The sequence below is a fragment of the Nannocystis pusilla genome (assembly GCF_020073745.1).
In the GTDB taxonomy this organism is placed as follows: domain Bacteria; phylum Myxococcota_A; class Polyangia; order Nannocystales; family Nannocystaceae; genus Nannocystis; species Nannocystis radixulma.
Genome location: NZ_JAIRAU010000047.1, coordinates 333,767 through 358,094, shown reverse-complemented (window position 1 = coordinate 358,094; position 24,328 = coordinate 333,767). Strand labels below are relative to the sequence as shown.

18 protein-coding genes are annotated in these 24,328 nt (G+C 70.4%); 11 read left to right on the top strand and 7 right to left on the bottom strand.

Annotated elements, in window-relative coordinates:
- Positions 1–76: 76 nt before the first annotated feature.
- Positions 77–2,209 (bottom strand): DUF1592 domain-containing protein, encoded by a 2,133-nt coding sequence (locus K7C98_RS34600; protein ID WP_224196118.1) that lies wholly within the window; start codon positions 2,207–2,209, stop codon positions 77–79.
- Between the two features lie 191 nt (positions 2,210–2,400).
- Here K7C98_RS34600 and K7C98_RS34595 point away from each other — a divergent pair, with 191 nt between their 5' ends.
- Positions 2,401–3,402 (top strand): DUF4215 domain-containing protein, encoded by a 1,002-nt coding sequence (locus K7C98_RS34595; protein ID WP_224196117.1) that lies wholly within the window; start codon positions 2,401–2,403, stop codon positions 3,400–3,402.
- A gap of 461 nt (positions 3,403–3,863) precedes the next feature.
- Here K7C98_RS34595 and K7C98_RS34590 read toward each other — a convergent pair whose 3' ends face one another.
- Positions 3,864–4,259 (bottom strand): DUF423 domain-containing protein, encoded by a 396-nt coding sequence (locus K7C98_RS34590; RefSeq protein ID WP_224196116.1) that lies wholly within the window; start codon positions 4,257–4,259, stop codon positions 3,864–3,866.
- Positions 4,256–4,804, bottom strand: coding sequence for a hypothetical protein (locus K7C98_RS34585; protein WP_224196115.1), 549 nt, complete (start codon positions 4,802–4,804; stop codon positions 4,256–4,258). Before K7C98_RS34585 ends, K7C98_RS34590 begins: the two co-directional genes overlap by 4 nt.
- A gap of 100 nt (positions 4,805–4,904) precedes the next feature.
- On the opposite strand from K7C98_RS34585, the gene K7C98_RS34580 reads away from it, so the two are divergent.
- Positions 4,905–6,191, top strand: a complete 1,287-nt coding sequence (locus tag K7C98_RS34580) for a replication-associated recombination protein A (protein ID WP_263430106.1) — start codon at positions 4,905–4,907, stop codon at positions 6,189–6,191.
- 226 nt (positions 6,192–6,417) lie between these two features.
- On the opposite strand, the gene K7C98_RS34575 is transcribed toward K7C98_RS34580, so the two are convergent.
- Positions 6,418–7,770: an FAD/NAD(P)-binding protein gene (locus K7C98_RS34575; RefSeq protein ID WP_224196113.1), complete on the bottom strand. Its 1,353-nt coding sequence runs from the start codon at positions 7,768–7,770 to the stop codon at positions 6,418–6,420.
- Between the two features lie 42 nt (positions 7,771–7,812).
- On the bottom strand, positions 7,813–9,120 hold the full coding sequence (locus K7C98_RS34570; protein WP_346660326.1) for an IS630 family transposase: 1,308 nt from the start codon (positions 9,118–9,120) through the stop codon (positions 7,813–7,815).
- Between the two features lie 484 nt (positions 9,121–9,604).
- On the opposite strand from K7C98_RS34570, the gene K7C98_RS34565 reads away from it, so the two are divergent.
- From K7C98_RS34565 to K7C98_RS34545, 5 genes are all read left to right on the top strand, one after another.
- A complete protein-coding gene (locus K7C98_RS34565; RefSeq protein ID WP_224196112.1) occupies positions 9,605–10,339 on the top strand; it encodes a pyridoxine 5'-phosphate synthase in 735 nt (244 codons plus the stop codon).
- Positions 10,340–10,457: 118 nt separating this feature from the next.
- The gene (locus K7C98_RS34560; RefSeq protein WP_224196111.1) at positions 10,458–10,703 is read left to right on the top strand and encodes a (2Fe-2S)-binding protein; all 246 of its coding nucleotides are present in this window, start codon (positions 10,458–10,460) and stop codon (positions 10,701–10,703) included.
- A gap of 64 nt (positions 10,704–10,767) precedes the next feature.
- Positions 10,768–12,063, top strand: a complete 1,296-nt coding sequence (locus tag K7C98_RS34555; protein WP_224196110.1) for an aspartate kinase — start codon at positions 10,768–10,770, stop codon at positions 12,061–12,063.
- Between the two features lie 14 nt (positions 12,064–12,077).
- A complete protein-coding gene (locus tag K7C98_RS34550; RefSeq protein WP_224196109.1) occupies positions 12,078–12,602 on the top strand; it encodes a ComEA family DNA-binding protein in 525 nt (174 codons plus the stop codon).
- Positions 12,603–13,038: 436 nt separating this feature from the next.
- On the top strand, positions 13,039–14,652 hold the full coding sequence (locus K7C98_RS34545; protein WP_224196108.1) for a DUF4215 domain-containing protein: 1,614 nt from the start codon (positions 13,039–13,041) through the stop codon (positions 14,650–14,652).
- 124 nt (positions 14,653–14,776) lie between these two features.
- Here K7C98_RS34545 and K7C98_RS34540 read toward each other — a convergent pair whose 3' ends face one another.
- Complete coding sequence (locus tag K7C98_RS34540; protein ID WP_224196107.1) at positions 14,777–14,941, bottom strand: hypothetical protein; 165 nt, start codon at positions 14,939–14,941, stop codon at positions 14,777–14,779.
- 78 nt (positions 14,942–15,019) lie between these two features.
- Here K7C98_RS34540 and K7C98_RS34535 point away from each other — a divergent pair, with 78 nt between their 5' ends.
- Positions 15,020–16,765 (top strand): choice-of-anchor L domain-containing protein, encoded by a 1,746-nt coding sequence (locus K7C98_RS34535; RefSeq protein WP_224196106.1) that lies wholly within the window; start codon positions 15,020–15,022, stop codon positions 16,763–16,765.
- A 204-nt stretch (positions 16,766–16,969) separates the two neighbouring features.
- Positions 16,970–18,700 carry a DUF4215 domain-containing protein gene (locus tag K7C98_RS34530; RefSeq protein ID WP_224196105.1) on the top strand — a complete coding sequence of 577 codons (1,731 nt, stop codon included), beginning with the start codon at positions 16,970–16,972 and terminating at the stop codon, positions 18,698–18,700.
- 162 nt (positions 18,701–18,862) lie between these two features.
- Here the strand turns inward: K7C98_RS34530 and K7C98_RS34525 are convergent, their stop codons facing one another.
- The gene (locus K7C98_RS34525; RefSeq protein ID WP_224196104.1) at positions 18,863–22,969 is read right to left on the bottom strand and encodes a hypothetical protein; all 4,107 of its coding nucleotides are present in this window, start codon (positions 22,967–22,969) and stop codon (positions 18,863–18,865) included.
- Positions 22,970–23,102: 133 nt separating this feature from the next.
- On the opposite strand from K7C98_RS34525, the gene K7C98_RS34520 reads away from it, so the two are divergent.
- Together K7C98_RS34520 and rpmF are read left to right on the top strand one after the other, a co-directional pair.
- Positions 23,103–24,020: a YceD family protein gene (locus tag K7C98_RS34520; protein WP_224196103.1), complete on the top strand. Its 918-nt coding sequence runs from the start codon at positions 23,103–23,105 to the stop codon at positions 24,018–24,020.
- Between the two features lie 121 nt (positions 24,021–24,141).
- Complete coding sequence (gene rpmF, locus K7C98_RS34515; RefSeq protein ID WP_096325866.1) at positions 24,142–24,327, top strand: 50S ribosomal protein L32; 186 nt, start codon at positions 24,142–24,144, stop codon at positions 24,325–24,327.
- Position 24,328 lies beyond the last annotated feature (1 nt).

Here is a 24,328-nt window from a genome sequence, read left to right as displayed (position 1 = left end):
CCCCGCCCAGGAGGGTACGGCGCGAGAGTGAAAAACGACGCGGCATCGTGATGTCTCCGGGAAGTTGGGGTGGTGGTCACATCGCGGGGTCGCCGCGGCGCATGCGGAACACGTCGCTCGTGACGAGCGAGACGACGAGGTCGGAGAAGCGACGGTCCTCGGCCGAGAAGTCGGTCGTGATGTCGTCGAGGTACGGAGTGTCCTTGATCCCGACGGCGCGCCCGAGGGCGTAGATGAAGGTCTTGCGGGCGACGCAGGCCAGGAAGTCGGGCTCGGCGGCGATCAACGCCTGCATCTCGAGGCCGTCTGCGAACGGCGTGCCGTTGGGCAGGGTGCCGGTGGCGTCGATCGGGAGGCCGTTGTCGAGGTCGCGCCAGGCGCCCAGCGGGTCGTAGTGCTCGAGGGCGAAGCCGAGCGGGTCCATGGTGACGTGGCAGCCGATGCACTCGGGCTTGTCGCGGTGGGCCTCGAGGATCTCGCGCTGCGTCTTGCCCTCGATCGGGTTCAGCTTGGTGTCGACGCCCGGCGGCGGCGGCGGCGGCGATTGACACAGCAGGCTCTCGAGCACCCACTTGCCGCGCTTGACCGGCGAGGTGTGGTCGGCGTGCGAGAGCACCGTCATCAGGCCGGCCTTGTTGAGGATGCCCTGGAACGGCAGCTCGCCGAAGTCGACCTCGGCGAACTCGGGCCCGAACTGGCCCTCGATGCCGTAGTGGGCGGCGAGGGTGGCGTCGACGTGGGTGTCGGTGGCGGTCAGCATGTCGAGGAAGTCGCGGTCGGCGGAGAAGAAGGTCTCGGCGAACAGCTTCATCTCGGTGCGCATCGACTCGCGCATGGCGTCGTTCCACTGCGGGTACATGGCGACGTCCTTGAACGCGACGGCGATGTTGCGGATGAGCCACCACTGCCCGGCGAAGTTGTCGATCAGCGCGCGGGCGCGGTCGTCGGCGAGCATGCGCCGGGCCTGGGCCTCGAGCTCGACGGGGTCCTGCAGCGCGCCGGCCCTGGCCGCCGCGAACAGCTCGTCGTCGGGCATGCTGCTCCACAGGAAGTAGGACAGGCGCGAGGCCAGCTCGAAGTCGGTGAGCGGGTGCGGCGTCAGGTCGGTCGGCGCCGGGTCGAGCTCGACGCGGTAGACGAAGTACGGCGAGACCATCACGGCCTGCAGGGCGACGCGGAGGCCGGCCTCCCAGGTGTCGCCCGCCGCCTTGGCGTCGGCGACGAACTGCATCAGCGCGTCGAGCTCGGCGCCGGTGACCGGGCGTCGCCACGCGCGCTCGGTGAAGGCGCTCAAGATCTGGCGCAGACAGACCTCCTCGCCGTCGGTGTCCGGGTCGCAGATCATGATCCGCGTGCGCAGCGGGTTGTCGCCCTGCACCAGGTCGATCGGACCCTCGACCTTGAACCAGTCGACGATCAGGTTGCGGTCGGCCATGTTCGGCTCGTCGTAGTAGTCGTTGGTGAACTCGACCGCGAACTTGTGCACGCCGGCGGTGGCGTCGATCGTGATCTCGTAGACCTGGGCGCCGTTCTGCACCGCCTCGACGTCGAACATCGCCACCGGGGCCTGATCGACGGTGAGGTTCATGTGCGGCAGGTCGGGGCCGGCCTGCTGGCCCCAGACGCGGGCGCTGAACTTGTACTGGCCGTCGTAGGGCAGCTCGATGGTCTGGTACACCTCGCCGTTGCTGTAGAGGTTCCAGCCCCCGCTGGTGGCGCCGCCGACCGAGGCGAGCGCGTCCTCGGCCTCGATCTGCCAGGTGCCGGGGTCGGTGATCGGGATCTTCATCGCCTCGAGGATCAGACCTTCGGCGGCCCGCTCATAGAGCTCGGCCTGCAGCGGCGAGGTGCTGAGGACGTCGGAGATGTTGTCGAACCCGAGCCCGAAGTCGTCGGCCGGGAAGCTGTCGGCGGGCCGCTGCGCGGTGCCGAGGAGGTCCTTGACCGTGTTGTTGTACTCGGTGCGGTTGAGGCGGTGGACGGTGACACGCCCGGGGTCGACCGCGTCGCCCTCGGTCGGGTCGCCGGCGGTCGGCTCGTCGGTGTCTCCGGTGCCCTCGGTGGGCACGCCGGTCGGCGACGACATCGTGTTACCAGTCGTGACCGCGTCGGAGTCGGTGTCGTTGGCCGTCGGACTGCTCGGACAGCCGGCCAACCACACGAGCCCGAGCGCGACCCCGAACCATGGGCGGTGCGTGTGCCTCGTCATTCAGGCCTCGATGCGCCACGGCCCGCCGGCTGTCAACTGACTCCGAAAAGCCGCAGCGGTGTCGCCACCGATCGCGCGCGATCGCGTGACGAAGACCCCGGGCGCGCCTGAGCGACGGGTCGGCCTTGCACGGGTACGGGGCGCGCGAGTAACTTTGAAAGCCTATGTTACTCGCTTGTAGACGATGGCGGTTGGAGACGTGGGTGATTGTTTTTGCGCACCTCGCCGCGGGCTGCTTCGCGATCAAGATCGACACCACGGACACGCTCTCCACCTCCATCACCGATACGCTTACCGACACGGTCACCGACACGCTGCCGACGACGGTCACCGACACGCTGCCGCCGACGACGATCGATCCGTCGACGACGATCGACCCACCGACGACGATCGAGCCGACCGACACGATCGAGCCGACCGTCACCATCACGGACCCGACTTTCACGGACCCGACCTTCACGACCTTCCCGACCGAGACCTTCACGGTGACGACCATCACCGTGACGACCTCGCCGCCGAGCGACTGCGGCAACGGGGTGGTCGAGGACGGCGAGGAGTGCGACGACGGCAACTCGAGCGACACCGACGACTGCCCGTCGACGTGCAAGCAGGCGTTCTGCGGCGACGGGTTCGTGCGCGCCGGCGCCGAGGTGTGCGACGACAAGATCAACGACAACAGCTACGAGGGCTGCGCGCCCGGCTGCTCGGCGCTCGCGCCCCGCTGCGGCGACAGCGTGCTGCAGGCGGCCGAGGGCGAGCTGTGCGACGACGGCAACCAGACCGCGGGCGACGGCTGCAACGCCTGCCTGACCGAGGACCTGCCCGGCGAGTGCAGTCAGGCGGTGGCGCTGCCGCAGCCGGGCCGCAACGTGGCGTCGCAGATCGAGGAGGTCGAGTGCGACCTCGCTCTGCCGCCGGAGGGCAAGTGGTCGCGCTTCGTCGGCTCGGCGGGCTCGCGCATGCCGACCACCGCGCCGCCGATGTTCTCGTGCGGGACCCACGCGCCCGGCTGGCTCAACGGACAGGAGCCCTCGGAGGCCGACGGGGTGGTCGCCCGCGAGGTCTGCTTCCACTGGGAAGGCGAGACCTGTCACTTCAAGGCCCCGATCGCCGTGCAGAACTGCGGGCCGTTCGTCATGTACCGTCTGCCGACCCCACCGAGCTGCGCGCTGCGCTACTGCGGGGTCGATTGAGCCCTCGCCGCGACTCGTGTCTCTCCGGGCATGTCCCGAAAAATATGTCCAGAGAGACATCCGATGCCTGCCGCTCGCCGCAGGTGGATTGATTCCCCGCGCGGCGACGAGCGGGGCCGGCGACGCTCGTCGCAGGCGGGCACGGAGCGGCGGAATGGGACGCAGGCGGGACGGAGCCGCAGTTCACCGCGCGCAGGCGCCATCGTCCGTGGTGCACGCGACAGTCGTCGAGCTCAGCCGGACGCCGTTCGCAGGCAAGGGCGCCGAGCACGTGAACTGGGAGGGGCCCGCCGTCCGCGAGGGACCCGTTCCGCCGCTCCGTGTCCGCCGTCACCCAGGTCTTCCGGGCCCCGCGCCTGCGAACGCGAGAGCTCGCCCGCCGTCACCCAGGTCTTCCGGGTCCCGCGCCCTCGAACGCCAGACTTCGCGCGCCTTCGATCGCACAGAGGACCTCGCGGCCCTCAGGGAGCGACCTGGCGCAGCCCGAGCACGATGATCGTCAGCCAGCCCGCGAGCAGGCACAGCCCGCCCAGCGGCGTGACCGCGCCGAGCACCCGCGGGCCGCCGAGCGTGATCGCGTAGAGCGTGCCGGAGAACACCGCGATGCCGGCGACGAACAGCGACATCGCCACGCCGTGGAGGCCGGTCGCCTCGCCGCGGGCCTGCAGCGACAGGGCCCACAGCGCGACGGCCAGGAGGACGACGGCGTGCAGTTGCTGGTAGTGCGCGCCCGTGTGCCAGATCTCGAGGTCGCGGGGGCTGACGCGGTCGCGCAGGCCGTGGGCGCCGAACGCTCCGGCGGCGACGCCGAGGAAGCCGAGCAGGCCGGCGAGGATGATTCCTGTCTTTGCGGTCATGGCGGTGGTTCAGTGGCGGGCAGTGCGGTCGGGAGGGCCGCGATCTCGGCCTCGAGCCAGCTGCGGAAGTTGAGCTCGCGGCCGTCGGGCAGGCGGACGAGGTAAGAGCGGCCGCCGAAGAAGGTGCGGCCGCCGATCTGGTCGAGCCAGGTCGACAGGCCTTCGAGGCCGCGGCCGAGCCAGCGCGTCTTGGTCTCGAGCATGCCGGCGAAGTCGAAGCCGCTGTAGCGCTTGCGCGTGCCGTCGGAAGTGACCGACACGAAGTCGTAGTCGCTGGCGCGGACGAGGGCGATCGCGGCGCGCACCGGCGGCGAGATCACGGCCTCCTCGGTGGCCAGGCGGACGGCGTCGGCTTCCTTCTTCTTCTCGCGCTCGACGTGGCGGTCGGAGGCGTTGCGCAGGAACGACTGGAACTTCTCGTCGCAGGCCGGCCCGGCGGCGGCGGCGACGGCGACGGCGAGGAGCAGCCCGCGGCGCGAGGCGGCGAGCGAGCCCGGCCGCGGGCGGTCGCTGGCGGGCGCAGAAGGAGCGGCGCGGCGCGTCACGCCTGGTAGGCTACCACGCACCGTGCAGTCCCACGCGAGCGACGACCTCTTCGAGCGCGCCTGGCAGCGCGACCCCTCGCTGGTGCCGCTGGCCGAGCGCATGCGGCCGCGCCGCCTCGACGAGGTGGTCGGGCAGACGCACCTGCTCGGGCCGGGGAAGATCCTGCGGCGGATCGCCGACACCGGGCGGGTGCCGAGCCTGATCTTGTGGGGGCCGCCGGGCACGGGCAAGACGACGCTGGCGCGGCTGTTGGCCGAGCACACCAAGAGCGCGTTCTGCGTGCTGTCGGCCACCTCGGCGGGGGCCCGCGAGCTGCGCGAGGTGGTCGAGGCCGCGCGCCGGCGGAGGTCGCACGAGGGTCGCGGGACGCTGCTGTTCGTCGACGAGATCCACCGCTTCAACAAGGCGCAGCAGGACATTCTCCTGCCGCACCTCGAGGCGGGGGCGTGCGCGCTGGTCGGGGCGACCACGGAGAACCCGAGCTTCGAGGTCAACGCGGCGCTGCTGAGCCGGGTGCGGGTGCTGCAGCTGCGGCCGATCGAGGTCCGCGACCTGGTGGCGCTGCTGCGCCGCGCGCTCACCGACGAGGAGCGCGGCCTGGGCGCGCGCAAGCTCGAGGCCGAGGACGGGCTGCTGGCGGCGATCGCCCACACCGCGCAGGGCGACGCCCGGCGGGCGCTCGGGGCGCTCGAGCTGGCGGTCGACCTGGTGCCCGAGGGCGAGACGCGGCTGACCCGCGAGGTCGCGCAGCAGGCCGTCGGCGGCCGTTCCCTGCGCTACGACAAGGCCGGCGAGGAGCACTACAACGTCGTCTCGGCCTTCATCAAGAGCATGCGGGCCAGCGACGCCGACGCCGCGGTGTACTGGCTGGCGCGCATGCTCGAGGCGGGCGAGGACGTCGACTTCGTGGCCCGGCGGATCGTGATCTTCGCCGCCGAAGACGTCGGCAACGCCGAACCGCAGGCGCTGCAGGTGGCCGTGGCCGCCGCGCAGGCCGCCCACCAGATCGGCATGCCCGAGGCCGTGCTGCCGCTGACGCAGGCCGCCCTGTTCCTGGCCCTGGCGCCGAAGAGCAACACCGCGCTGACGGCCTACGCGAACGCGCGCAAGGACGTGCTGCGCGCGGGGAGCCTCGAGGTGCCGCTGGCGGTCCGCAACGCCGTGACGCCGCTGATGCGCGAGGCCCAGTACGGGGTCGGCTACAAGTACCCGCACGACTTCGCGGGCGGGGTGGTCCCGGGCAACGAGAGCTACCTGCCCGAGGCGCTCCGCGGCCAGCGCTACGCCCACCCGGGGCCGCGCGGGTGGGAGGCGACCGCGTGGGCGCGCCTGCAGCAGCTGCGCGCCGGGACGGCCGCGGCGGAGGAGCCCGAGCCGGGCGAGTGAGGCCGGCGCGGAGAGACGTGTCCCGGGGGAAGTTCGATTAATCTGTCCGAATGGACAGGTGTGCGGAGAGACATGTCATCGGGCCCGAGGGACATGTCGAGTGAGCTGCCCGAAGGGACAGATGCCCGGAGAGACAGGTTTATCGGACCCGAGAGACAGGTCGATTGAGCTGTCTGAAGGGACACTTTTGTATCGAGAGATCCTGCGAAGCTCCCGGCCCGCGGTGCTACGCCAGCAGGCGGCCGGCCAGGGCCTGGCACTGCGGGGCCAGCTCGAGCACGGCGGTCGTCTCCCACAGCTGCGGCCGGCGCAGGCTGCCGAGGGCGTGCAGCCAGGTCGAGGCGCGACCCTCGGCGTCGAGCAGGGCGCCGTCGTCGTCGACCGCGGCGCCGAGCGGGTCGGGCACCAGCAGGCCGCGCGCCATCAGGCGGTCGAGCAAGGGATCGCCGGCGGCGCGGGGATCGGTCGCCGGACCGGTCGCGTTGAGCATGGCGTCGATGCGCAGGTGGCGGCAGGGTCCGCCGCCGCGCGGCCGGATCGTCGCCAGGATCGAGTCTGTCCCGAGAGACAGATCTTCGAGCCGGCCGGCGTGGACCTGCAGGCGGCCCGACGCGCGCAGGGCGGCGATCGCGGCGGCGGTGGCCGGGGCGGCGCGGTGGCGGTGGATCTCCCAGTACACGCGCAGGTGGCGGACGAAGCGCTCGCGCTCGCCAGCGGGCCAGCGGCGCCAGATCGCCTGCGTCACCGGGCGCAGGTCGGCGACGACGTCGCGCCAGTCGCCGCCGCGGGCCGCCTCCTCGCGCACCGCGGCCCGCAGCGCGTGCAGGGCCCCGCGCGCGGTCGCCGGCCAGCGCTCGATCGCCGGCGGGTGCGGCTCGGGCGGCCGCCCCGGGGCGCGGTGGGCGTGCGGCAGCAGGCCGTGGCGCGACAGCAGGTGGATCGGGCCGCGGTGGCCGGCGCCGTCCAGGCCGAGCGCGAGGTCGAGCGCGGACAGACCTGTCCCGAAGACCAGCACACTCGCGTCGGGCGCGGGCGCCAGGGCCGGGGCCGACCACGGGTCGTGGACGTAGCGCGGCTCGGCGCGCACCGGCTCGCCGAGGCCCGCGGGCAGGCGCGGCGCGAAGTTGCCGAGGGCGAGGACGACGTGGTCGGCGGTGACGCGGGTGCCGTCGGCCAGGGCGAGCGCGGCGGGTCGGTCGACCGCGGGGGGGCGGGCGTCGACGACCTGCCCCGTGAGACATGTGATGGCCTCGCCGCCGGCGGCCAGCAGCGCGCGCAGGTAATCGCCGTATCGGCCGCGCGGCAGGAAGCTGCCCCCGCTCACGCCGGGGTCGCCGGCGCGGGCCCAGCGGACGAAGTGCTCCGGGTCGTCGGGGAGGGCGCTCATCCGCCCCGCGGGGGTGTTGAGCAGGTGGCGTGGGTCGGCTGTCCGATAGGCCAGGCCGGGACCGAACTCGCCGCGCGCGTCGATCACGGTCACGCGCGGGCGGACGGGCGAGCGCGCGAGGTGGTAGGCGAGGGCGACGCCGCAGAAGCCCGCGCCGACGACGGCGATGGCGGGCGCGGACGCAGACGGCACGCCTCAGCCTAGTACACCCGGCCCGAAGTTCTCCAGGGGTTGCTAGGCCCTCTCAGAGAGGGTCCAGCCGAAGTTACCGAGGAGCAGCTCGAGCAGCTCGTCGCGGGAGGCGCGGAAGGGGGTTGGTTCCCAGCGCCCGGTGTGGGTAGCCATCTCGAGTTGCCACAAGTTGGCAGCGAGGCGGCGCAGGCGCGCGTGCAGGACCGGATCGTCGGCGGGGCCGGACTCGAGGGTGATGAGAGGGGCGCGATGCCGGACGCGGATGTGTGCGAGGCCCTGGTATTGGCGCAGGAACTGCTCGACAGCGCGAGCATCATCGTCCGTTTTCGCAGCGGTGTTGCGGCTGGTGCGTGGGCGGCTCATGCGGCGTGATGCCGCTGAGTTTGGACGAAGTGGCCACGAAAGGTCCAGTTGAACGGGTGGGCTTCGTCGCGGTTCCAGCGGCGGATGAAGGCCATCACGGCGCGGGGCAAGGCACCGGCGCAGGGAAAGTCGGCAGCGAAGGACACGGCGCTGCAGCAGCGAGAACCAGATCTCTATCTGGTTGATCCACGAGGCGTGAATCGGCGTGTACACGAAGTGGAAGCGGTCGCCGTGGCGCTGGTTGAAGCGGACCCAACGGTTGTCCGAGCCGTCATAGTGGATGTTGAGGTTGTCCCAGACGATGTAGACCTGGCCGGTGGGATAGTTGCGGGCGAGGGCTTCCATGAAGCCCACGAGATCCTCGGCCCGCCGCTGCGGCTTGCACTCACCCAGAACCCGGCCGGTGCGGACGTCGAAGGCTGCGATCAGCGACGACGTGCCGCGGCGGACGTATTCGAACTCGAAACGGCCCGCGCGACCGGGTGCGGGGAGCTTGCTGGGGAATCTCCGTCCGAGCGCCTGCATGCCGGTCTTCTCGTCCACGCAGAGCACGTGAGCTCCGTCGGGAGGATGATGGTAGAGGTCGCAGATGCGCTGAACTTTGCGGCAGAAGTCGGGATCGGGGCTGTGTAGCCAGAGCCTCATCTTGTGCGGCCGGAAGTCCTCGTTGCGGAGGATTCGCCCCACCTCAGATACGCTGAGGCCAATACCTGTCTCATGAAGCAGGCGCCTCGCCAACGTCGCGTACGTCCACGTCGTACGCGTCTGCAGGCCGTGGTTGGCAGGCTTGTCACAGGCGAGCTTGATGAGCTCGCAGCGTGCCGCCGGCGATATCCGAGCAGGTCGCCCACTTCGAGGGCGATCCTCGAGCGTCACGACCCGCCCATCACGCGCGAACCGCCCACGCCACACTCTCACCGTATCCACGTGGCAACCCAAGCTGCGCGCAATATCCTGGTTTGAGTGCCCCTCGGCGGCGAGCAGCACGAGCTTCGCCCGAAGGACGAGGCGTGCCTCGGCGCGCCCACTCCGAGCGAGCACCTTCAACTCCTCACGGACCGAAGGCGCCACACGAAGCCGTTGCGCTCGCGGGCCCGACACATCGACGAGATCGTTTTCGCGCCTCGTCTATTCCGCCGCCTGTATCGCCTTCGCGATGGATCCAGTTAGATCCAGGACGGAGCAGCTCGCAGGAACCCATGGAGAACTTCGGGTCGGCTGTACTAGTGCCCGGCGCCGGCGGCTTCAACGGGTCCGGCCAGGGCGCGCGGACTTCCGGGCGCTCGTCGCCTCGTTTTGCGCCCCGTCGGGCCCGCATGAGCCAGGGACGGCGAGTTCGGCGAGCCTTCCGTGTGCCGGCGCCTGCCTCGCGCCCGGCGGTGGGCGGATCCGGCGCGAGGCGAGAGATCGAACATCGCGCCCGCGACACTCGCCAGGTGACAAGCGCGGGCGCCGATGCTATCCGCGCGGCATGGCCGCCCGCCTCAGCGTCAACGTCAACAAGGTCGCCACCCTCCGCAACGCCCGCGGCGGCGACGTCCCGAGCGTGATCGAGGCGGTGCGGACGATCGTCGCGGCCGGCGCGCCGGGCATCACCGTGCACCCGCGGGCCGACGAGCGCCACATCCGGGCCGCCGACGCGCGGGCGATCGCGGCCGAGCTGGCGCCGCTGCGCGATCGCGTCGAGTTCAACATCGAGGGCGACCCGCGGCCCGACCTGCTGGCGATGGTCGAGGAGCTGCGGCCGCACCAGTGCACCCTCGTGCCGGTGCGGCCGGGCGAGATCACGAGCCAGGCCGGGTGGCCGCCCGACACCTCGCGCGCCGAGCTCGGGGCGGTCGTGGCCCGGCTGCACAAGCTCGGGGTGCGGGTCTCGCTGTTCATCGAGGCCGACCCCGCCGCGGTGCGCTGGGCCGCCGACGTCGGCGCGCAGCGCATCGAGCTGTACACCGAGCCGTACGCGCGGGCCTTCGCGGCCGGCGCGGGCGCGGCCTCGCTGGCGCAGTTCGCCGCCGCGGCCGAGCTGGCGCACTCGCTCGGGCTCGGCGTCAACGCCGGTCACGACCTCGACCTCGACAACCTGCCGCTGTTCAGCCGCCTGCCGCACCTCGACGAGGCCTCGATCGGCCACGCGCTCATCAGCCACGCGCTGTTCGTCGGGCTCGCGCGGGCCGTCGCCGACTACCTCGCCGCGCTGGCCGAATAGCCATGTCTTGAGAGACATGTCCGAATAGTCAGCTTGCGGCGCGCGCGGCGGTGCGCGCGTGCGCCCGCGCTCGCGGCGGGGCGTCGACGGGCGGCGGTCGCTGCGGTATCCCGGAGGGGTGCGGGTGCTGCTGTGCCAGTGCAACACGGTCTTCGAGCACGAGGTGGTCGCCTGCGTGCGCCAGGGGGCCCGCAGCGTCGAAGATGTTGGCGACGCCTGCGAGGCGGGCACCGGGTGCGGCAGCTGTCGCGGGGCGATCAAGACGATCCTCGAGGAAGAGGCGCAGCGCCGCCGCAGCGGGCGTGACGGCGGGGCGCCCGAGGCGCTGTTTCAGCTGCCGCTGTTCAAGTCGCGAAAAGACTAGTGCCCTTGCACCGCAATTGAGGTACAGCATGCGCGCACGGGACCGCGCGTCCCGATCGAAAGCCATGCTCATCGTGCAGAAATTCGGCGGCTCGTCGGTCGCCACGCTCGAGCGGATCCGCAACGTCGCGCAGCGGGTCCTCGCGACCCAGCGCACGGGTCAGGACGTCGTGGTCGTCGTCTCGGCGATGGCGGGCGAGACCAATCGCCTGATCGGTCTGTCCAACCAGCTCGCCAGCGAGGGCGACGTCACGCTGACCAGCAAGGGGCCGTACGTGGCGAGCGAGCGGGCCGGCGACCGGGCCCACGAGCGCGAGCTCGACCAGCTGGTCAGCACCGGCGAGAACGTCAGCGCCGCGCTGCTGGCGATGGCGATCCAGAACGCGGGGGGTCGGTCCATCTCGCTGGTCGGCCACCAGATCGGCCTGCAGACCGACGCCACCTACACCAACGCGCGGATCCTCGGGTTTTCCCACGGGCGCATCCGCCAGGAGCTGAGCGCCGGCAACGTGGTGGTGTGCGCCGGCTTTCAGGGGTTGAACGCGGCCGGCAACATCACCACGCTCGGCCGCGGCGGCTCCGACACGTCGGCGGTCGCGCTGGCGGCGGCGCTGAAGGCCGATGTCTGCGAGATCTTGACCGACGTCGACGGGGTCTACACCACCGACCCGCGCATCGAGCCGCGCGCGCGCAAGATCCACCGCATCACCTACGAGGAGATGCTCGAGCTGGCGAGCCTCGGCGCCAAGGTGCTGCAGATCCGCAGCGTCGAGTTCGCCATGAAGTTCGGCGTGCCGGTGCACGTGCGATCGAGCCTGAACGAGAGCGAAGGGACGTGGATCGTGTCTGAGCAGAAGAGTCTGGAGTCCGCGGTCGTGACCGGCGTCGCCCTCGACCGCAACGAGGCCAAGGTCACCCTCACCAACGTGCCGGACGTCCCGGGCACGATCGCGTCGATCTTCGGCGTGCTCGCCGGGGCCGACATCATCGTCGACATGATCATCCAGAACGCGAGCCGCGGCGGGTCGACCGACGTCACCTTCACGGTGCCGGAGAACGACCTCAAGAAGGCGGTCGCCGGGCTGCGAAGCCTCGACCTCCCGGGCGCCGGGCCGATGGAGATCCTCAGCGACCCCGACATCTGCAAGATCTCGATCGTCGGCGTCGGCATGCGCACCCACGCGGGCGTGGCGTCCAAGGCGTTCGAGATCCTCGGGCGCGAGAACATCAACATCCAGATGGTCTCGACCTCGGAGATCAAGGTCTCGGTGATCGTGCACGAGCGCTACGGCGAGCTGGCCCTGCGGGCGCTGCACGCCGGGTTCGGGCTGCACGAGGGGCCGGCGAGCAGCGCCGCCTGAGGCCGGTCGCGGTGATGCGCGTCGGGGCAGGGCTCGCGCTGATCGCCGCGCTCGCGGTGGCGCTGGCGGCATGGCTGAGGCCGGCGGCGCCGGAGCTGCTGGTGCGGGTCGCCTGCGAATTCGCCGTCGAGGTCGACGGCGTGCTGCGCTGCGACGACGAGGCGCCGCGCGACGTCGCGAGCGTGTGCGGCGACGCCACGGCGAGCGGGGTGCTGAACCACGGCGACGCGATCGTGCGTGCATCATTGTGCGCAGGCGGATCTCCGCGACCTGGCGAGCTCGGCTGGGGGCGAATGCGAGGAGACGATCTCGAGGCGCTCGCGGTCCCTGTCGACCTCAATCGAGCGTCGGCCAGCGAGCTCGAGAGTATGCCCGGGATCGGTCCCGAGCTCGCGCGGCGAATCATCGAAGGGAGACCGTACTCCACGGTCGATGACTTGAGGCGTGTGCGCGGGATCGGTCCGGCGCGGCTGACCGCCGTTCGCCAGCGGGGGCGCGTGACGACAACAAGTGGACAGGTCCCTTCGGACAGGTTCTGAAGGACAGGCGATGAAGTTGATTCATGGCAGTCTCTGCAGCTGCGGCGGAGTCTGCGCCTCTGTTGTCCGGATCGAAGGTTCGCGGTCGCTGGAGTAGCGAACGAGCGGCGCGCGGCGGCAGCGCCTCTGCGGGCGCAGATTTGCCACGATCGTCGTCAGGCATGGTTTGAAGGCACCAGGTCGGTGGACGCTTGATCCTGCGGCGAAGTCCGAAATCGTGGCCCGGTTGATTCACGTCATTCCGCGCGCGCGCCGCTGCGGCAGCGGCGTGCCCGTCCTGGAAGGGCGCGCCACCACGTTCAAGGATACCTTCGCCATGACTCGACCGATCATTCGCCTCCTCACTGCAGGGTTCTGCGCTGCCTCTCTCACCGCTTGCGGAGACGACGGCGGTCAGCTCACCGGGGCCTCGGAAGGCAATACCGAGGGCTCGAGCGTGACCGCCACGCCCGGCGGGCCTGGGTCGGAGGGCGAGGCGGGGACGACCGTCGACCATCCGACCACCGGCATGGGCATGAGCGACACGCAGGCCACGACCGGGGCGGGGACGACGGCCTCGGACGGCACGCAGGGCGTGACCGAGGGGGCGCCGGAGTGCGGCAACGGCGTGCAGGAGGGCGCCGAGGAGTGTGACGACGGCAACGACGTCCCGGGCGACGGTTGTGAGCCGGGCTGCGTGGCGTCGGCGGTGTGCGGCAACATGACCGTCGAGGCCGGCGAGGCGTGCGACGACGGCAACACCGAGGACGGCGACGAGTGCAGCGCGGACTGCACCATGGCCACGCCGACGCAGGTGTGTGGCGACGGCGCGGTCCAGGCGCCGGAGGCGTGCGACGACGGCAACTTGGAGCCGAACGACGGCTGCGAGCCCGATTGCAGCTTCACGCCGGCGGTGTGCGGCAACGGCACCAAGGAGCAGGGCGAGGAGTGCGACGACGGCAACATGGTCGACGGCGGGCCCGACGACTACTGCCTCAACAACTGCACCACGTACTTCCCGCCGCAGTGCCAGGCGCCGGCCAACTACATCAACTGCGACCAGGACATCAACCTGAGCGACAAGAACGACAAGACCAACGCGCTCAAGGCGATCGGCATCTGCAACGATCAGCCGAACAACTCGATCCAGGTGACCGACTTCGTGTTCGACCCGGCGGCCCAGCCCAACACCTGGCAGGTGGCCAAGGGCTTCGGCTCGTACACGTACGATCACGACAACGACGCGAACACGCCGCCGCAGCTGCTCTACAGCCCGCGCGAGGGCGGCGCCTTCCTCATGCTGTCGAGCGGTACGATCAACGCGCCGAACGGCCAGGGCGTCGTCATCCACGGCGTCAATTCGCAGGTCGGCAACGGCGAGAACAGCAACTCCGACGACAACGCGCTGCCGCCTCCGTTCAAGGTCCAGTTCGGCAGCAACAACGGCGCCGGCGGCACGCCGTTCATCGGTTGTGACAACGGCGTCCCGAACGGCGACAGGGACTGCTCCGACACGCTGCAGGCGCAGTGGATGCTGGGTCAGGGCAACCCGAACGACCGCATCTACTTCACGTTCAAGACCACGGTGCCGCAGGGGACCTACGGGTACAGCTTCGACTTCGTGTTCTGCTCGGCGGAGTGGCCGAGCTTCGTCAACACCGCGTTCAACGACATGTTGATCGCCTACCAGGTCGATCCGACGCCCGACAATCCGAACGCGGACCCGCCGGTCGATCCGTACAGCGGCAACGTCACCTTCATCCCCGACCCGAACAACCCGGCGAGCGGTTTGCCGCTGACGATCACGGCGCTCCACCCGTACTACCTCGGCCCCGGCTACACCTACGCCGAGCCGCAGCTGCAGGGCACGGGCTTCGAGGAGCACGCCTGCTCCGACTGGTTCACCGCCAAGGGCGGCGTGCAGCCCGGCGCCCAGGTGACGATCGGCTTCTTCCTCGCCGACATGCAGGACAACATCCTCGCGACGGTGGCGCTGCTCGACAACTTCCGCTGGGACTGCGAGGGTTGCGTCCCGAGCGAGGTCGACGACTGCGGCGTCCAGCCGATGTGATCGACGGCTCGAGGTACGAGTGACGCGGCGCGCACGGCGACGTGCGCGCCTCGTCGCGTCTCGAGCGGGCGGAATCGATGGTGTGATGTTGCGTCGAATCGCGCGAGTCGAACAAATGTGACGTCTACCCGTGGTCTTCCAGCGAGCTCGACAGCTTGCGGTGGATCACCATCGGCAGCGACGACGAATCGCGTGCTTCCTGCGCCGGAACGACGGTCTCGCGCGGTCGAGGCTGCAGATTCACCAATGAGGCCTGCGGACCGCTGCGCGAGGCACCGGCCTTGATCACTCATGAATCATGAGGAATCAAGGCGGGACCGCCATGCATTCGAGGACGGCCCACATGCTTCGCATACAGGACACGACCATGATGACTCGACCGACTTTTCGAATCCTTACGGCCGGCTTTCTCGCCTCGGCGCTCGCCGCGTGCGGCGACGACGGCGGCAAACTTTCGAGCGCGTCCGACGGTCAGACCGAGGGCGACACCGCCTCACAAGCCACGGTCGACGCGACCGCGGGCGGCGACTCGGCGACCGAGACCTCGCAGCCGACGACGGGCACGCCGACCACGGGCGTGAGCGACAGCGCCACGCAGGGCACGACGGAGGGGACGGCCACGGCGGCCGAGACGGAGGGCGTGACGGAGGGCGTGCCGGACTGCGGGAACGGCGTTCAGGAGGGCAGCGAGGAGTGCGACGACGGCAACGACGTCGCGGGCGACGGCTGTGAGCCGACGTGCACGATCACGGCCGTTTGCGGCAACAACAACGTCGAGGCCGGCGAGGCGTGTGACGACGGCAACACCGAGGACGGCGACGAGTGCAGCGCCGACTGCCAGACGGCCACGCCGCTGCAGGACTGCGGCAACGGCACGGTCGAGCGCCCCGAGCAGTGTGACGACGGCAACGTGGTCCCCGGCGACGGCTGCGAGCCCGACTGCACGTTCTCGCCGGCCGATTGCGGCAACGGCATCAAGGAGGCCGGCGAGGAGTGCGACGACGGCAACACGGTCGACGGCGGCCCCGGCGACTTCTGCCTCAACAATTGCACCACCTACTTCCCGGCCAGCTGTCAGGCCCCGGCCAACTATGTCGTGTGCGACGACGCGCCCGACGTGATCAGCAACAAGGCCGACAAGAACAACGCGCTCAAGGCGATCGGCATCTGCAACAGCACCCCGGCCGACTCGATCATGACGAGCAACTTCCAGTTCTCGCAGGCGGTCGACAATTCGTGGCAGGTGGCGAAGGGCTTCGGCACGTACACCTACGACCACGACATGGACGCGAATACGCCGCCGCAGCTGCTCTACAGCCCGCGCGAGGGCGCGGCCTTCCTGATGCTGTCGACGGGCACGATCACCCCGCCGAACGGCCAGGGCGTCGTCGTCGAGCCGGCGAATTCGCAGACGCACGACGACAACTTCAACCCCGACGGCGGCGTCCTGCCGGCGCCGTTCAACAACCAGAACGGCAGCAACAACGGCGCCGGCGGCACGCCCTTCAAGAACTGCGACAACGGCGTGCCGAACGGCGACCGCGACTGCTCGGACACGCTCCAGGCCCAGTGGGCGATGACCAACGGCAACGCCAACGACCGCATCTACTTCACCTTCAATACGAAGGTGCCGGCGGGCACGTTCGGCTACACCTTCGACTTCGTGTTCTGCTCGGCGGAGTGGCCGACGTGGGTCGGTTCTTCGTACAACGACCTGCTGATCGCCTATCAGGTCGATCCGACGCCCGACAACCCGAACGCGATGCCCCCGGTCGACCCGTACAGCGGCAACGTCACCTTCATCCCCGACCCGAACAATCCGGCCAGCGGCCTGCCGCTGACGATCACGGCGCTCGACCCGTACTACGACGGCCCCGGCTACACCTTCGCCGAGCCGCAGCTGCAGGGCACGGGCTTCGAGCAGCACGCCTGCACCGACTGGTTCACCGCCAAGGGCGGTGTGCAGCCGGGTGCCGAGATCACGATCGGCTTCTTCTTGGCCGACATGTCCGATCAATACCTGACCACGGTCGCGCTGCTCGACAACTTCCGGTGGGATTGCGAGGGTTGCATTCCGAACGAGGTCGACGATTGCGGCATCCAGCCGATGTGAGTGATGTGGCATGACGCGCGGGTCGCTCCGGCCGGGGCGGCCCGCGTCGGTGTTTTCGCGGGTGAAATTCGTTGGCACGACGACGCGCGTCGCGGACTTGCACGCTTGATCGATCGCTCGCGATCCGAAACGCTACGTCGACTCCGCTGGTTCGCCCATGCGTGCGTGGGCGGCCCGCGAATCTTAGACCCGAGGACCATGACCATGAAGACTCCGATCGTACGACTGCTCTCCACCGGCCTTTGTGCCACCGCGCTGGTCGCTTGCGGCGACAGCGTCGACAACGTCACCGGCGTCAACCAGACCGAAGGTGACGCCTCGACGAACATCACCACCAACAACCCGACGCCCGGCGGCAACTCGGACAGCGAGACCGGACCGACGACGACGACGCCGACGACGGGCATGAGCATGGGCGAGACCCAGGGCACGACCGACGGCACGACGGCCGCGACGGACACGGAGGGCGAGACCGCCGTGACGCCGGAGTGCGGCAACGGCGTGCAAGAGGGCACCGAGGAGTGCGACGACGGCAACGACGTGCCCGGGGACGGCTGCGAGCCGACCTGCAACGTCACGGCGGTGTGCGGCAACATGAACGTCGAGCAGGGCGAGGCGTGCGACGACGGCAACACCGACGACGGCGACGAGTGCAGCGCCGACTGCCTCACCGCGACGCCGACGCAGGAGTGCGGCAACGCCAACGTCGAGGAGCCCGAGGCGTGCGACGACGGCAACGACGTGCCGAACGACGGCTGCGAGCCCGACTGCTCGCTCACGCCGCCGATGTGCGGCAACGGCAAGAAGGAGCGCGGCGAGGAGTGCGACGACGGCAACCAGGTCGACGGCGGCCCCGGCGACTTCTGCCTCAACAACTGCACCTCGTTCTTCCCGGCCAATTGCCAGGCCCCGGCCAACTACATCGTGTGCGACGACGCGCCCGACGTGATCAGCAACAAGGCCGACAAGAACAACATGCTGAAGGCGATCGGCATCTGCAACGATACGCTCGCCAACTCGATCGTCACGACCAGCTTCGAGCACTCGAACCCCGTCGACGTCAGCTGGCAGGTGACGAAGGGCTACGGCACCTACACGTACGATCACGACAACGACGCGAACACGCCGCCGCAGCGCCTCTACAGCCCGCGCGAGGGCAGCAGCTTCCTCATCATCTCGAACGGCGAGATCGCGCCGCCGAACGCCGAGGGCGTCGTGATCGAGGCGCCCAACAACCAGGGCACCACCGACAACGGCAACCCCGACGAGATGCCGCTGCCCCTGCCGTTCAAGGCCGTCAACGGCAGCAACAACGGCGCCGGCGGCACGCCCTTCAAGAACTGCGACAACGGGGCCGGCGACAACGACTGCTCCGACACCATCCAGGCGCAGTGGGAGATGACGGACGCCGACGGCAACGACCGCATCTACTTCAGCTTCAAGACCGTCGTGCCGGCCGGGACCTTCGGCTACACCTTCGAGTTCGCGTTCTGCTCGGCCGAGTGGCCCAATTGGGTCGACTCGTCGTACAACGACCTGCTGATCGCCTACCAGGTCGACCCGACGCCCGACAACCCGAACGCCAACCCGCCGGTCGACCCGTACAGCGGCAACGTCACCTTCATCCCCGACCCGAACGACCCGACCAAGGGCCTGCCGATCACCATCACGGCGCTCGACCCGTACTTCATCCAGCAGGGCTACACCTACAACGAGCCGCAGCTGGCCGGCACGGGCTTCGAGACCCACGCGTGCTCCGACTGGTTCACCGCCAAGGGCGGCGTGCAGCCGGGCGCCGAGATCACGGTCGGCTTCTTCCTCGCCGACATGTCCGACCAGTACCTGTCGACCGCGGCGCTGATCGACAACTTCCGCTGGGACTGCGAGGGCTGCATCCCCAGCGAGGTCGACGACTGCGGCGTCCAGCCGATGTGATCACCACGGCGCGACGTGGGCTCCGGGTCCGCGCCCGGGGCCCTCGTGGCCGCAGGCAAGCATGATGTGTGGGCGCGACGCGGGTGCACCGCATCGCGCCCATCGGCGTCATCCGTGCGTCGTCATCGTCCTTGCATTCGCAAGGAGGACAACTGCCGCCGATCAGGGCTTGGGCTGCGCGGGCTCGACCGGGGCCTTCGGCGCGGCCGGGGGCAGGGCCTTGGGCGCCGCGGGGGTCTGGGCCTTGAGGCGCTTGCGTCGCGGCTCCCACACGGCCTTGGGCCGCAGGGGGATCCGGCCGCCGAACAGCGAGAAGTAGCGCTGCGCGCCGTCGTTGCCGCCGCCGATGAGACCGAACAGGGCGCGCCAGTGGAGGCCCTTCTTGACGCCGATGCCGTCGCCCTTGGCGTCGCTGATCGTCTGCTCGGTGCGCCACCACCAGCCGAGGCCGGGGCCGATGACCTGGGTCTCGCGGCCGCGCCCGCGCTGGCGGGCCCAGATGGCCGGCACGACCTGCGTGACGCGGCCCTTGCGGCGGATGTCCCACCACAAGAAGGCGCCGAAGGTGCCCGAGTTCTCGCCGCGCTCGATGTGCCAGATCAGCGGGAACTGGACCCAGTCGTTGTCCTGGCCGCGGCGGCGCTGGAACACCAGGGCCGGGAAGACGCTGGTGAAGCTGGTGTCCTTGGCCCAGTTGTTGTCGCGCAGGAACAGCGGCAAGAGCCAGGTCATGCGCCGCTCGGCGTAGCTGTGCGCGGTGTAGAAGAGCGGCGGCGCGACCACGGTGGTCACCTTGTGCGGCCGGCGGAAGTTCCAGACCATCAGCCCGGCCTGGAACCACCGGTAGTCCTCGCGACGGGCGCCGACGAACAGCGGCGGCAGCACGACGGTGGTGCTGCGATCCTTGGTGCGGTAGGCCTTGCGGAAGAACAGCGGGAAGAAGACGGTGGTCTTGAACTGCCGCGTGGTCGTGTGGCCGAAGTTGAGCGCGTACCAGGTGAGGCGCTCGCCGGGCCGCACGTTGGCGCCGCCCAGCAAGGTGAGGAACCGGCGGCCGCCCGGGTCCTTGTCGAAGTAGTAGAGCATCAGCGCGCCGTGGCTGGTGCGGCCCTTGCCGTCCTTGCCGTAGAGGAAGAACGGCCACGAGCCCCACACCGTGTAGCGGCAACGATCGTCGTCCTCCTCGCGGAAGCCGCACTTCTGGTAGCGGAACGCGAACGGGACCACGCCGGTGAAGCGGTAGTTCTTGTGCAGGCGGAAGAAGTCGAAGTAGATCGGCGGGGCCAGGCTGAAGCGCGTGAAGTTGAACTGACCCTTGACGCCGACGACGAACGGGAACGCGACCCACGAGCGGCGACCGTTGGCCCGCTGACGGTCGAACCAGAACGGCACGGCGATGGTGGTGTGCTCGTTCTTCGCCTTGTCGGCCTGGTGGAAGATGAGCGGCAGCGAGATCAGGCGCCGCTTCTCGGCCGAGTCCATCCACCAGTAGACCGGGACCACGCCGGCGTGGAGCGAGGTGCGGGTGAGGCGGTGGAACGCCGGGCCGGCGATGAGCGTGTGCGTGCGCCGGATCTTGTCGCGGCTGTAGAAGAACGGCAGCAGCAGGCCGGCGTCGACGTCGATGCCCTCGGGCTGGCGCTGGCGGAAGTAGAACGGGACGACCGCGAGGTTCTTGCGCGGCTTCTCGCCGCGCGTGGCGGTGCGCCAGACCAGCGGCGACCACATGTCGAGGTCCTCGCTCGGCGCGCGGTGGCGGGCGAACAGCGGCGCGACGACGAGGTTGCTGGCGACGCCGCCCTCGACCTTGCGCCGGTCGTAGAACACCAGCGGGATCAGGCCGAAGCCGCGGCGGACCGGATCCTTGTAGCCGCGGAAGCCGTACAGGAGCGCCGCGGCCGACCAGGTCCGCTGCTCCGGCGTGCGATAGGCGCCGCCCAGCGGGGTCAGGGTGAGCGCCTTGCCGTCCTTCTGCCGCCGGTAGAAGAGGGGGAACAGCGCGGTGTGGCGCTCGTCGCCGGCGCGCTTCACGTCCCAGAACAGGTTGAGCACCCCGATCGTGCGGTGGTCGGGGCCCTTGCTGCGGGCGAACAGCGGCGACACCGTCAGCGCGCGCTGGGCCTCGACGTCGTGGACATGTCCGAAGAGCAAGGGCGGGACGATGCCGTAGCGGAACTTGTCGTCGCGCCCGGCGAACACCAGCGGGGCGAGGCCGCCGTGGCCGCCGGACTTGACCTTCTTGGCGTAGATCGGGCCGAGCACCCACAGGTCGCTCGGCTTGGCCGGGTCGGTGTCGCGGCGGTGCCAGAACAGCGGGGTGATGGTCTGGTACGAGCGGGTGCCGTCGCGGCCGACGAACGCGAGCGGGGCGAGGCCGGCGTCCCAGCGCTCGCCGCGGCGGCGGTAGAAGCCGAGCACGCCGGCCGACAGCGTGCGCGAGCCCTTGCCGTCGTAGGCGCTCGGGTCGTGCGAGTGGCCGAACAGCGGCGTGACGACCTGGAAGCTGTTGCCGCCGGGCTCGTTGCGCACGAACGTCAGCAGCGGGGTGATGCCGAAGCCCCAGCGGCCGTCCTTGCCGGCGCGACCGCCTCCGAGCAGGGTGTAGACCCGCGTGTCCTGCGGGCTCTTGCGCGCGTACAGCAGCGGGACGAACACGCTGCTGGTGACGCCGGCCTTGACGTCGCCGAACTGCCAGAACAGCGGGAACAGCACCCGGTTGCGCTGCTCCGGGTCGCGGTAGCTGACCCACGGGAACGCCGACCAGGCGACGCTGCCGCGGTCGCGGTTCTCGGCGCGCCACACCAGCGGCGTGGCCGAGAACAGCTTGCGCGTCGGGGTCTGGCGCGAGAACGTGAGGAGCGGCGGGACCGCCCAGGTGCGCTGGCTGCGGGCCTTGTCGCTGCGCTGCACGTACAGCAGCGTCCACAGGTCCTTGCGGTTGCCGTACTCGCTCGACTGCCAGTGCACGAACGGCAGCACCGTGTGCCACTTGACCCCGCGGGCCTTGTTCTGCCCGCCCACGTAGAGCGGGACGCCGACGTTGACGGTGCTCGGGCCGCGGGTCACGCGGTAGAACAGCGGCGCGCCGACGAAGTAGCGCAGGTCGTTGAGCGGATCCTTGTCGGTGGTGTTCTTGTGGCCGTACCAGAACAGCAGCGCCGAGAAGCCGCGCATGCTGTCGGGCGTCTTCTGGTGGTAGTGGAAGGGGACGACGATCAGGTTCTTGACCGACTTGTTGCCCCACCGCCACACGAACGGGAACTGGCCGAAGCTGAACTGCTCGCCGACCCGCTTGTAGCCCATCAGCAGCGCGACCGCGCCCCAGCCGCTGGTGCGCTCGCTGAACGAGCCGAAGAACAGGATCGCCGGCGACAACCACCGCCGCTTGGCCGTGCGCTGGCTGTACCAACCTGTCGTCAAGGACAGGTTGAAGTGGAACAGCTTCTCCGGGTGGGTCGCGGTGCCGCGGCGGTCGAAGAACAGCGGCGGCAGCGTCAGCGCGCGCGTGCGGTGCGTCGTGTAGGTGCGGTCGATCCAGAACGGCGGGACGCTCTTGCCCTTGAGGAAGCGCGGGACCTCGTCGGCCGGGTCGGGCTTCTCCGGCTCGGGCACCAGCACCGTCACTGGCGGGGCGTTGTCGTTGGTCGGCTCCGGCGCCGGCGCGACCTCCTCGTCGCCGGCCTCGAGATCGTCGCCGCTCGGCGGCGGCGCGAGGTTCGGGGTCGGCCGCGTCAACGGGCTGCCCGTGGGGCCAGGTGCCGAAGGCCCTGGCTGATCGGGCATGTCCTCGGGGACAGGCTCGACCGGCGTCGCCTCGCTCGCGGGCGGCTCGCCGGCGGGCGGCTCGCCGGCGGGCGGCTCGGCCTGGCCGCCGGGCAGGCGCCGCGGGGTGGTGCGCGGCGGGGCGAGCAGCAGCGGCGCGCCGAGGCCGGCGACCAGGTCGGTGGGGCGCAGCCCGGGCGCGGCGTGCAGGGCCGGCCAGGTCGGCGCGCCGGTCGAGGCGACCATGCCGAGCTGCCGGACCGGGCGCGCGGCGTGGCTGTCCCGAGGGACAAGTCCGATCAGACAGGCGCCGATCAGGCAGGCCGAGACCGCGACGACCCGCGTGCGCATGAGGTCGTCGCGCGTGCGCATGAGGTCGTCGGGCGTGCGCATCATGATGTCGTCGAGCGGACGCGCCGGCGCGTCGACCCGGACGTCGCCGGGCGCGTCGAGCTCGGGACTCGCGTCGGCGCCTCCGAGGCGCGCAGTGGGCTCAGAGGCGACCAAGGGCCGGGAGGCAATAGCCAATCCACGTTTGCCGTGTCAACAGAAGGATCCACAAGGATCCGGGGCTGGCGGGGAATGGATCCGGGCTGGCGGCGGTTTGACAGCCCTGGCGCCACGCGCTACATGCGGCCGGATGAAGGCCACGACCCGCGACGACGGCACGCAGCTCCCGCCGGAGCTTGACCTCGATCTCGTGGCCCTGGCCCGCTCGGGGCCGGGTCCGTACGACATCCAGGCGGAGCTTCCGGCGCCGTGGATGGCGACGGTGCTGGCGCACACCGACGCGGAGGTCACGAGCGCCGGTTCCACCAAGCTCGAGGTCACGCCGATCGGCGAGGGGAGCAGCTACCTGGTCCGCGGCTCGATCCAGGGCGGTTACAGCGTCCCCTGCGCCCGTTGCCTGGCCCCGGCCGCGGTCTCCGCCGGCGGCGAGATTTGTGTGCACTTCGTCCGCGATCGCGTCGGCGACGCCGACGACGAGGAGACCGAGACCGAGTCGCCCGACGAGCGCAGCTTCTCCGGCACGCGCATCGACCTGCGGCCGCTGATCACCGAGCAGGTGCTGCTGTCGTATCCGATCCGGGCGCTGTGCGCGTACGGGGAGGCGTGCCGCGGCCTGTGCATGCGCTGCGGCGCCGAGCTGAACGGTCAGCCGCCGGGGCCGTGCGCGGCGTGCGGGGCGGTCGACGCCCAGGTGCCGATCGCCGCCGACGCCGACCTCGAGGAGCCGGCCAGGCCCGCGAGCTCGTGGCAAGCGGCCCTGAAGCAGCTCGCCGACTCCGGCGTGGGCGAGGGCGACGACGACATCGGGGCCGACAACCTGGAGTTCGCCGGCCCTATTCCTGGCGTCGACGATTTCGATCCCGGGTTCGAGCCGGAGCCCGACCCGACGCCCGCCAGATCGGGCAAGCCGGCCGGGAGATCGGCGGCCAAGCCGACGGGCAAGCCCGCCGCGGGCAAGCCGGCGGCCAGGTCGTCCGCCGGCAAGTCGCCCGCCGGCAACGCGGCGAGCAGGTCCTCCAAGAAGCCCCCCAGTAAGAAGAAGCAGTGATCTTCGCCTCGAGGGCTTGAGTTATCTCAGGTCCCCGGGGCACCCTACCGCCCCCTGCGCCGATTGTGGCGCCGGGAAAAGCGCTAGACTCCCGCCCCCGCTTCCAAGGCGGTTTTGTGCCATGGCTGTCCCCAAGAAGAAGAAGTCCCAGTCCCGCCGCGACATGCGGCGCGCCCACCACGACAAGCGCTCGGCGCCGACCCTCGTCGCCTGCCCGAACTGCCAGGAGCGCGTGCGTAGCCACCACGTGTGCCCGGCCTGCGGCCACTACAAGGGCCGTGAGGTGATCACGATCGCGCAAGAGTAAG

What these genes read in the sequence shown, in the direction of transcription:
- K7C98_RS34600 (WP_224196118.1), bottom strand. Translation starts at nt 2,209, where the DNA reads ATGACGAGGCACACGCACCGCCCATGGTTCGGGGTCGCGCTCGGGCTC.
- K7C98_RS34590 (WP_224196116.1), bottom strand. Translation starts at nt 4,259, where the DNA reads ATGACCGCAAAGACAGGAATCATCCTCGCCGGCCTGCTCGGCTTCCTC.
- K7C98_RS34580 (WP_263430106.1), top strand. Translation starts at nt 4,905, where the DNA reads ATGCGGCCGCGCCGCCTCGACGAGGTGGTCGGGCAGACGCACCTGCTC.
- K7C98_RS34565 (WP_224196112.1), top strand. Translation starts at nt 9,605, where the DNA reads ATGGCCGCCCGCCTCAGCGTCAACGTCAACAAGGTCGCCACCCTCCGC.
- K7C98_RS34555 (WP_224196110.1), top strand. Translation starts at nt 10,768, where the DNA reads ATGCTCATCGTGCAGAAATTCGGCGGCTCGTCGGTCGCCACGCTCGAG.
- K7C98_RS34550 (WP_224196109.1), top strand. Translation starts at nt 12,078, where the DNA reads ATGCGCGTCGGGGCAGGGCTCGCGCTGATCGCCGCGCTCGCGGTGGCG.
- K7C98_RS34535 (WP_224196106.1), top strand. Translation starts at nt 15,020, where the DNA reads ATGATGACTCGACCGACTTTTCGAATCCTTACGGCCGGCTTTCTCGCC.
- K7C98_RS34530 (WP_224196105.1), top strand. Translation starts at nt 16,970, where the DNA reads ATGAAGACTCCGATCGTACGACTGCTCTCCACCGGCCTTTGTGCCACC.
- K7C98_RS34520 (WP_224196103.1), top strand. Translation starts at nt 23,103, where the DNA reads ATGAAGGCCACGACCCGCGACGACGGCACGCAGCTCCCGCCGGAGCTT.
- rpmF (WP_096325866.1), top strand. Translation starts at nt 24,142, where the DNA reads ATGGCTGTCCCCAAGAAGAAGAAGTCCCAGTCCCGCCGCGACATGCGG.